The sequence below is a fragment of the Methylobacterium iners genome (genome assembly GCF_022179305.1).
Lineage (GTDB): Bacteria > Pseudomonadota > Alphaproteobacteria > Rhizobiales > Beijerinckiaceae > Methylobacterium > Methylobacterium iners.
On the sequence record NZ_BPQP01000044.1, the window covers coordinates 20,394 to 29,087 of the forward strand.

The 8,694-nt window shown below is 71.3% G+C and carries 7 protein-coding genes; 1 reads left to right on the forward strand and 6 read right to left on the reverse strand.

Features of this window, described 5'->3' with window-relative positions:
• Window positions 1-3: 3 nt before the first annotated feature.
• From MFF55_RS14640 to MFF55_RS14655, 4 genes are all read right to left on the reverse strand, one after another.
• Complete coding sequence (locus tag MFF55_RS14640) at window positions 4-2,199, reverse strand: xanthine dehydrogenase family protein molybdopterin-binding subunit (protein ID WP_238244839.1); 2,196 nt, start codon at window positions 2,197-2,199, stop codon at window positions 4-6.
• A gap of 12 nt (window positions 2,200-2,211) precedes the next feature.
• Window positions 2,212-2,679 (reverse strand): (2Fe-2S)-binding protein, encoded by a 468-nt coding sequence (locus MFF55_RS14645; RefSeq protein WP_238244840.1) that lies wholly within the window; start codon window positions 2,677-2,679, stop codon window positions 2,212-2,214.
• Window positions 2,680-2,794: 115 nt separating this feature from the next.
• Window positions 2,795-5,452, reverse strand: coding sequence for a DUF2339 domain-containing protein (locus MFF55_RS14650; protein ID WP_238244841.1), 2,658 nt, complete (start codon window positions 5,450-5,452; stop codon window positions 2,795-2,797).
• A 163-nt stretch (window positions 5,453-5,615) separates the two neighbouring features.
• Complete coding sequence (locus MFF55_RS14655; protein WP_238244842.1) at window positions 5,616-6,020, reverse strand: response regulator; 405 nt, start codon at window positions 6,018-6,020, stop codon at window positions 5,616-5,618.
• A gap of 512 nt (window positions 6,021-6,532) precedes the next feature.
• Between MFF55_RS14655 and MFF55_RS14660 the strand changes: the two genes are divergently transcribed.
• Window positions 6,533-6,778 carry a hypothetical protein gene (locus tag MFF55_RS14660; protein ID WP_238244843.1) on the forward strand — a complete coding sequence of 82 codons (246 nt, stop codon included), beginning with the start codon at window positions 6,533-6,535 and terminating at the stop codon, window positions 6,776-6,778.
• 61 nt (window positions 6,779-6,839) lie between these two features.
• On the opposite strand, the gene MFF55_RS14665 is transcribed toward MFF55_RS14660, so the two are convergent.
• Window positions 6,840-7,592, reverse strand: coding sequence for a BA14K family protein (locus MFF55_RS14665; protein WP_238244844.1), 753 nt, complete (start codon window positions 7,590-7,592; stop codon window positions 6,840-6,842).
• A gap of 87 nt (window positions 7,593-7,679) precedes the next feature.
• Window positions 7,680-7,913 carry a hypothetical protein gene (locus tag MFF55_RS14670; RefSeq protein WP_238244845.1) on the reverse strand — a complete coding sequence of 78 codons (234 nt, stop codon included), beginning with the start codon at window positions 7,911-7,913 and terminating at the stop codon, window positions 7,680-7,682.
• Window positions 7,914-8,694: the final 781 nt, after the last annotated feature.

Genomic DNA, 8,694 nt, shown 5'->3' on the forward strand with positions numbered 1-8,694 from the left:
GCCTCACGCCCGGCGCAGATCCGTGTTCTTCACGGGGATCTGGCGCACGCGCTTGCCGGTGGCGGAAAAGATCGCGTTGAGGACGGCAGGCGCGGCCACCGCGATGGTCGGCTCGCCGACGCCGCCCCAGAAGCCGCCCGACGGGATCACGATGCTCTCGACCTTGGGCATCGCGTCCATGCGCATCACGGGGTAGCTGTCGAAGTTTGTCTGCTCGATGCGGCCGTCCTTCACCGTGCATTCCCCGTAGAGCGCCGCCGAGAGGCCGTAGACGAAGGAGCCGGCGATCTGCGCGTCGATCTGCTGCGGGTTCAGCGCGTGGCCGCAATCGGTCGCGGCCACGATCCGGTGGACCTTGAGCGCGCCCTCCCCGTCCACCGAGACCTCGGCGACCGCCGCGACGTAGGAGCCGAAGCCCATCATCTGGGCGAGCCCGCGGTGGATGCCGTCGGCCGGCTTGGTGCCCCAGCCCACCTTGTCGGCCACCGCCTGCAGCACGGCCCGGTGCTTGGGATGGTTGCCCATCAGCTTGAGGCGGAAGGCGAGCGGATCCTGGCCGGCCGCGTGCGCGAGCTCGTCCATGAAGCATTCGAGGTAGATGGCGTTGGGGTTCATGTTCACACCCCGCCAGAAGCCCGGCAGGATGTGCGGGTTGCGCATGGCGTGGTCGACGAGGAGGTTCGGGATCGTGTAGCCGATCGCCGCCTCGGGCCCGGACGGGTTGAGGCCCTGGAAGACCACCGGGTCCTTGCCGTCGACCATCCGGTTCGGCGCCACCGAGGCCAGGATCGACTGGCCGGAGATGCGCATGTGCAGCCCGGTGAGCTCGCCCTTCTCGTCCAGCGCCGCCCGCATCCGGCACTGCGTCACCGGGTGGTAGCGGCCGTGGATCATGTCCTCTTCGCGGGTCCAGATCATCTTGATCGGCGTGCCGGGCATCTCACGCGCGATCATCACCGCCTGGCGCAGCCAGTCGTGGGTCGCGCCGCGGCGCCCGAAGCCGCCGCCGAGGAGCTGCTTGTGGACGTCGCATTTCGAGGCCGAGAGCCCCGAGGCCTCGGCGACGGCTGCCAGCGCCCCCTCGCCGTTCTGCGTCGGCGCCCAGGCCTCGCAGCGCTCCGGCGTCCAGCGCACGGTCGCGTTCATCGGCTCCATCGTGGCGTGGTTCTGGAAGGGGAAACCATAGGTCGCCTCGACGACCTTGGCCGCGCTGCTCAAGGCGACCGCGACGTCGCCGCCCTTGTTGCCGACATAGGCCTCCTTGGCGTCCAGCCCTTCGGCCAGCATCGCGGCGATGTCTGCGCTCGAGACCCTCGCGTTCGGGCCCTCGTCCCAAGTGATGGGCAGCGCGTCGAGCGCGGTCTTCGCCCGCCAGAAGGTGTCTGCGACGACCGCGACCGCGCTGTCGCCGACCTGCACGACCTTGCGCACGCCCGGCATGCCCTCGACCGCCTTGGCGTCGAAGCTCTTCACGCTGCCGCCAGTGACGGGGCAATCCTTGATCGCCGCGTTGAGGAGGCCGGGCATCGTCAGGTCGATGCCGTAGATCTGGCTGCCGTCGACCTTCGGCAGGGTGTCGAGCCGGGCCACCGGCTTGCCGGCGATGGTCCAGTCCTTCGGGTCCTTGAGCACGACGTCCTTGGGCGGCGTGAGCTTGGCGGCGTCTCCGGCCACCGCGCCGTAGGTGGTGGTGCGGCCGGAGGCGGAATGGGTGATCACGCCCTTCTCGACCCGGCACTCGCCCGCCGGCACGCCCCAGCCCTTGGCGGCGGCCTCGACCAGCATGATGCGGGCGGCCGCCCCGCCCTTGCGGACGTATTCGTGCGACTCGCGGATGCCGCGGCTGCCGCCGGTGCTGTAATCGCCCCAGATCCGGCCCCGCGCCACGTTCTGGCCGGGCGTCGGGTACTCGGTCGTGACCTTCGACCAGTCGCAGCTGAGCTCTTCCGCCACGAGCTGGGCGAGGCCGGTCAGCGTCCCCTGCCCCATCTCGGAGCGGGCGATCCGGATGACGACCGTCTCGTCGGGCTTGATGACGACCCAGGCATTGATCTCAGGCGTGGACGTAGCTGCGCCCTGCGCGGCGGCGGGCGGGAGGAAGGGCACGTGGAAGCCGAGCCCGAGGCCGCCCGCGGCTGCGAGACCGCCCAGGACGAAGCGGCGGGAGGGGGCAGAGGAACGAGGCGTGGTCGTGGTCATCGAAAACCTCCCTCAGCCGCGGCCGGACTCGCCGCCCTCGGCGGCGAGCTGGATGCCGGCGAGCACACGGTTGTAGGTGCCGCACCGGCAGATGTTGGTGATCTCGGCGCGGATCTCGGCCTCGCTCGGGCGCGGGTTCTGGGCGAGCAGCGCCGCCGAGGCCATGATCATGCCGGGCTGGCAGAACCCGCATTGCGGCACGTCGAGCTGCGCCCAGGCCTTCTGCACCGGGTGGCTCGCGCCCGCGCTCAAGCCCTCGATGGTGACGATCTTCTGCTCCGCCGTGACGCTCGAGACCGGCATCGAGCAGGAGCGCACGGCCGCCCCGTCGATATGGACGGTGCAGGAGCCGCATTGCGCGATGCCGCAGCCGTACTTGGTGCCGGTCAGTCCGATCTGCTCGCGGATGACCCAGAGGAGCGGGGTGTCGGGCTCGACCTCGACCTCCCGGACGCTGCCGTTCACGTTCAGACGGACCATGGCATGTCTCCGCGCTCGCTCACGTGAGTTTTGTATTTGGTTCGCCTCTAAACTGGACCATCCGACGGATTTGGCAACGCTTCACGGCGCCGCGCGACGGCCCCGATCGCCGGACCTAGGCGGCTGCCCTCGGCCTCGCGAAGACGAAGCGCTGGTAGACGAGGCCGATGCCGATGAGCACGGCGCCGAGGCCGAGGAAGGAGAGGGCCCGCAGCGGCCCGTCGAGGCCGGCGAGATCGAACAGGAACACCTTGACCGTCGCGATCAGCACCAGCGCCGCCGAGGCCAGCCGGGCGCTCAGCGAGCCCCGGAGCACGCCGTAGGCCAGCAGCGCGAGGCCGAGCCCGAGCCAGGCCGCCGAATAGGCGTACCACTCGCCCTGGCTCGTCGCCCGGTCGAGGCCGATCCGCGGACCCTGGAAGCCGTGGCGGATCATCAGCGAGAGGCCGAGGAAGGCGAGCACCACGCCGAGCCCGCCGGCGCCGAGCACGTACCAGTCCGGCCGGCTTTTCCGCGCGGTCCGGGCGAGCCAGAGGGCTGTCAGCGCCGGCAGGCCGTAGGCGATGGCGATCGCGTTGAGGAGCACTCCGCCGGCGACGGGGTCGTCGGTGAGGAGCGGGTTGGCCGCGAGCCCGAGCCCGACGAGGCTCTGGGCCAGCGCGAGCGCCCCGAAGGCCAGCGAGCCGAACCGGATGACGGCCGAGCCGTGGGCCCCGTCCATCCGCACCAGCACGGCGGCGAAGCCGAGGGACGAGAGGGCCAGCAGCCCCTGTTCGAGGAGCCCCGTCGTCGGCGCGTAGAGGTCGCCGTCGTTGAGCGCGTGGCGGATCTCGAGGAAGACGAGGAAGGCCGAGAGCAGGAGGCTCAGGCCCTGCGCGATCAGAACGGGCGCGTCGTCCGGGCGGCCGGGCCGGCGGATCAGCCGGGCCGACAGGCCGAAGGCCAGCGCGGGCAGGCCGTAGCCGACGAGGAGCCAGTTCAGGATCGGGCGGGTCCCGAGATCGGGGCCGACCACGCTCGGATCGTAGGCGAGCCGCGCCGCGACCACGAGGCCGAGCCCGGCCACGCACCAGCGCAGCGCCGGGATGTCGAGGCGCCGGGCGATGGCGGCCGCACCAAGCGCGGCGAGCGCCATCGCGACGGTCAGCGAGCCGCCCGTGACGGCGAAGACGAGACCTAGCGCGAGGGCGGCCAAAGCCGCCGAGGCGAAGGCGCCGAGGCCGAGGGCGAGGGCGTCGCCAAGGTTCCCCTCGCCGAAGGTCGCGTCGCCCAGGCGGCGGCAGAATCCGGCCAGCGTCGCCATGAGGAGGGCGAGGCCCCCCGCCGCGAGGGCGAAGCCCGGCGAGACGAGGCCCTGCGCGAGGCGCAGATAGGCGAGCGCCAGGATCGCGAGCGGGGTCAGGGCGGCGCTCGCCGCGTAGATCAGCAGGGTCGCTGGCGGCAGGCGAGCGCCGCCGACGAGGCGCAGCGCCCCGGCGGCGGTGATGGCGAGCGCCGACAGGCCGGCGAGCCCGAGGAGCAGGCCGGGCTCGTGCGTCTCGCCCCAGATCGGAAACCGGTCCCACTCCGGACCGGTCACCGCGGGCCAGGCCACCACGACGGCGGCCAGCGTCAATCCTGCCGCGCCGAGCCCCGCCGCCGCGGCGGGCGCCAGGAAGCCCGCGACGGCGGGAATCGCGACCGCGGCGAGCGCGGCGGCGATCCAGACGCCGCCATAGCCCTCCGAGACCACGGTCAGGGCGAGCACGGCGGCGAGGACGAGGGCGACGACCGCCAGCGCGCCGGCTGCGACCGGATCGGGTTCGGCCCCCTCCTCCGGCCGGCCGCGATGGGGCAGCACGGCGAAGAGGAAGGCCGCGAGGCCGCCCTGAAGGATGGCGTGGACCAGCGCGGCCGCCGTCGCGTCGAGACCGTTCGCCGAGAGGGCGAGCGCTAGGCTCCAGAGCACCGCGCCCGCGCCTGCGGCGAGGCCGAGCGCGCGCCAGCCCTTGGTCCAGGCGAAGGCGTAGGCGCTCGCGGTCACCGCGGGCAGGTAGAGGGTGAGCGGCCACAGGCTCGGGGAATCGCTGCCGACGAGGAGCGGCGTGACGAGCGCCCCGACGAGGCCGATCCCGGCGAGGGTCGGCCCGTGAAGCAGCGCGGCGACCATCGCGCCGAGCCCGGTCGCGCCGAGGGCGAGGAAGGCGGTCGCGGGACCGATGAAGCCGTAGAGCGCGTGAGCGGCGTAGAGCACGCCGAACAGGGCGAGCGTGCCGGAGGCCGTCACCATCGCCGGGATGTCGGGCCAGCCGGTCGGCCCCGCGCCGCGCAAGCGGCGGCGAAGGGCCTCGCCCGACGCGAGGAGGCCTGCCGCCACCGCGAAGCCCGCGGCGATGCGGGCGGCCGGCCCGAAGAAGCCCTGCTCCACCGAGTAGCGCACGAGCAGGAGCGCGCCCAGCGCCAGGGCGAGCCCGCCGACCCAGACGGTCCAGCGGGTGCCGAAGCGCTCCTCGAAGGAGGGGCGCGGCGCTGCGGGTCCCGGTGCGGGTTCCTGGGGTGCCGCAGCCCGCACCGGCGGGACCGTCGTCGGCCGCTGCGGTGTCGGGGGAGCGGGCGCCTCGACCGGTGCGCTCGCCTGGGGCGCGACCCTCGTCCGCTGGATCAGGGCGAGCTGGGCCTCGAGCGCGGCGATCCGACCGCGCTGGAGCAGCACCACGACGAGCGCGATCGGGCCCGACAGGAGAAGCGCGAGACCCGCGATGGCGAGCTGGATGAGGAAGGTGTCGTTGAACATCGGCGGCGTCCGGAGATCCCGTCAGCGGATCTGCCCGCCGACCCGCGCCGCGTCCGTGCGCCGGATCACCTCGCCTATCATGTTCGAAGACGGAGCGGATTGATGCCCGCGGCCCGCCGGTGGAAACGGCGAGGGGACCGACGACCTCCGCGGGCGTGCCGTCTCAGGCGGCTTCGCGGGTGGTGGACGGGCTGCGCAGGCCGCCGATCAGGCCGACGAGCTGGTGGGCGTGGTAGGGCGTGCGCAGGCAGGGCGCACCCTCGACCTTCCGGTTGTTCGGGATCGTGTGCGGGAGCCGGGCCGTGTAGATCACGTTCACCCTGGGGTTGAGCAGGCGGGCCACCGTGCCCAGCGAGAGCCCGTCGACCGTGTCGCTGACGTCGGCGTCCGTGACCAGCACGTCGACCCGGCGCTGACCCGGCTGCAGGAGCAGGGCCTCGGCCTCGCCGGCCTGCCGGGTGCTCAGCACGTCGTAGCCGAAGGCCTCCAGGCTGGTCGTGGTGATGCGGCGCGTGAGTTCGTCGCCAGCGAGCAAGAGAACGAGCGGTCGGCGGAGCGAGGCGGCCATGGGGATCCTGCGCAGCAAGTTGTCGTGGGGAATTCGGAGGTTCGGGCCAGTGATCGTTAACTTACGAACGATGCGGTTAACGGACCGTTAACGATGTCAAGACTGGCGAGATCTTCCGAATGGTCAAGCTTGTGTTGCCTGGATCATGGCGGCTTCGCACAGAAGATCGCCAGCCGCCGCACAAGAACAGGGCATCGCGGGCGAGGAGCCGAGCCTTCCCAGCCGGCGCGGCGCGAACTAGCCTCCCTGCCATGACCGACGACCAGTTCCGCGAATCCCGCGCCGCCCTGATCCTGCTCGGCCTTGCCGTGCTGTCCGTGCTGATCTTCGGGGCCGTCACCCTCTTGATTCAGATCGAATGAGGCGCGGCCGCGATCGTGGCCCGTTTCGTGGTTCCCGTGCGGGTCGGCGCCTCAGCAGACAAGCTTCGTGAACCGTGAGCCGGGCCATCCGTTTCCTCGCGACGTGCAACAGGGCATCCTGCCCGCCCAGCCCCGCCGGGAGATGTGATCGTGGATGCAGATCTCCCGAGGCGGCACATGAACGGCATGTGCCGGGCCGCGCACAACCTGCTCCGGCAACTCTCCAGCGAGGGCGTGGTCTACCGGCTCTCCGCGACGGGGGGGACCGACACGACGCTCCACCTGCGCGTGCAGGCCCTGACGCCCGAGGTCGAAGAGCGGATCGCGCATTGCCTGAGCGGGATGGGCGCGATGGTCGAGATCAAGGACGCGTCCGGCACCGCGCTGCTGCCCTGAACGAAAAATCCCCGCGCGCCATTCGGCCCGCGGGGATTTCTGTCAGGAGAGGACGCGCGTGCTACGGGCAGGAGCGGCGGCGGCCGTCGTTCCCCAGATAGGTGCCCGAGCGCGGATCGTAGGAGCGGAAGCGCTGCTTGCAATACGCGACGGCATCGCCGCCGCCCGGCACGGCCTCGGTCTCGACCTCCACGTCGCCGTAATCGTAGCCGGCAGGCGCGTAGCCGTCGTCGTAGTAGCCGTTGCCGTAATAGCCGTAGCCGAGGCCCCCGGCCGCGAGGCCTGCTCCCAGGCCGAGCCCGAGGCCGCCGTAGCCATAGCCGCGGCGATAGCCGTAGCCGCGCCCGGCGTAGTAGCCCCGCCCGCCGTCATAGCCACCGCGACGGTAGCCCTGGTTGCCGAAACCCGCTCCACCGCCGACGCCCGGTCCCGTCACGACGCTGTTGCCGCCCTGGAAGCGCGACCCGCCGTAGCCGCCGTTGAAGCCGCCGCGACCGCCGCCGCCCGGCCCCGTCACGACGCTACTGCCGCCCCCGATGCCGCCCGCAGCGATGCCGCCACCTGCGCGGCCGCCATCGAAACCGCCGCCCTTGAAGCCCCCACCGCCGCCAGCGGCGGGGCCGCTCACGACACCACCTCCGCCGCCTGCGCGGCCACCGCCGAAGCCGCCTCCCCCGAAGCCGCCTCCGCCGCCAGCGGTGGGACCGCTCACGACGCCGGCCCCGCCGCCCGCCGCCTTCTGCGCGTCGGCCGTCGCCGGTAGCAGGACGAGGGCGCCGAGGATTGAGGCCGAAGCCAGGACCGTCCGTCTCATGATGTCACCGAGGTTCGAGAGAAGATTTCGTCACAATGTCAACGTGCGGAACGCGGATCGGTTCGCGCTACCCTCCGTCGCAGCGGTTCAGGCGTCCTGATGTCGGGGCATCTCGATCTCGGAGCGGCGCTTCATCGTCCCGCGCCGGGACTTTGTGCCGGCCGCACCCTTCCGGCCCGTCTGGCCGGTGATCGAGGATTTCGAGTTCACCGGTCCGGCTCCGACGCCGCCGGCCTGGGCCTGGGCCCCCGTTCCGGCCGTCAGCGTGAGGGATGCGGCCAGGGCGAAGGCGCCGGCGAGCGCGGTCTTGCAGGAGATCATGGAGGTGCTTTTCCGTTTGGCGATGCTGGTCAACGCCGCGCGGCGGGAGGCGGTTCATCGACGGCGCGGACCGACAGGGCCCTGCGGCGGGGCGTCGACGAAGGAAGCCCTCGAAGGCGAATGGCGCTCCGGCGCAACGCGGGGTTGCCCCAGCCCTCGGCCGGAGCGGGAGACGCTTCACGGAACGGGGCGAAGCGATTGCGAGGATTGAAGAATCTTTGGCTCCTCGAGCAGATCTGGAATAATCGTGTGCGTTCAGGGCTGCGTGCCCCGCACCTGGGGCGAGTGGTGCCATTGAGCCGTAACGGTTATTTTCAGCGTGCCCCGCACCTATCCGCCTCGATTACAAAGGCGAGTGCAGCCGGCTTGGTAGCCGGAATTCTGTGCAGCCAAGCAAGGTTCATGGTCTGGCTGCGCGAGTTGGACCGAAGCCACCCGCCTTTGAACCACACGCGGCCACACAGGGCTATGAAGCAGTGATCAGGCCAGGCGCGGTCGGTGGAAGGTGAAGCTCGTCAGCGCATCCTAGCTAAGGTCCGAAAAGGGTGGGAAGCAGACTTGGTCCTTCGTCCTGAAGCGGACGATCCGCCTCCGACCCAGTGCGGTCCTGGAAGCCAACCTCTGGCATCCCTGGAAGCAGGCACTCGCAAGCTGGACGTCATAGACCTTCAGGCCCACAGACATTCAGGCGAACTAATCGCAACGTCGAGATCGCGTCGTGATCTACCTCCGTAGGGGTGTGGCAATTGCCCGACGTGATTGAGGCGGCCACACTCGGCGC

What these genes read in the sequence shown, in the direction of transcription:
- MFF55_RS14640 (WP_238244839.1), bottom strand. Translation starts at nt 2,199, where the DNA reads ATGACCACGACCACGCCTCGTTCCTCTGCCCCCTCCCGCCGCTTCGTC.
- MFF55_RS14645 (WP_238244840.1), bottom strand. Translation starts at nt 2,679, where the DNA reads ATGGTCCGTCTGAACGTGAACGGCAGCGTCCGGGAGGTCGAGGTCGAG.
- MFF55_RS14650 (WP_238244841.1), bottom strand. Translation starts at nt 5,452, where the DNA reads ATGTTCAACGACACCTTCCTCATCCAGCTCGCCATCGCGGGTCTCGCG.
- MFF55_RS14655 (WP_238244842.1), bottom strand. Translation starts at nt 6,020, where the DNA reads ATGGCCGCCTCGCTCCGCCGACCGCTCGTTCTCTTGCTCGCTGGCGAC.
- MFF55_RS14665 (WP_238244844.1), bottom strand. Translation starts at nt 7,592, where the DNA reads ATGAGACGGACGGTCCTGGCTTCGGCCTCAATCCTCGGCGCCCTCGTC.
- MFF55_RS14670 (WP_238244845.1), bottom strand. Translation starts at nt 7,913, where the DNA reads ATGATCTCCTGCAAGACCGCGCTCGCCGGCGCCTTCGCCCTGGCCGCA.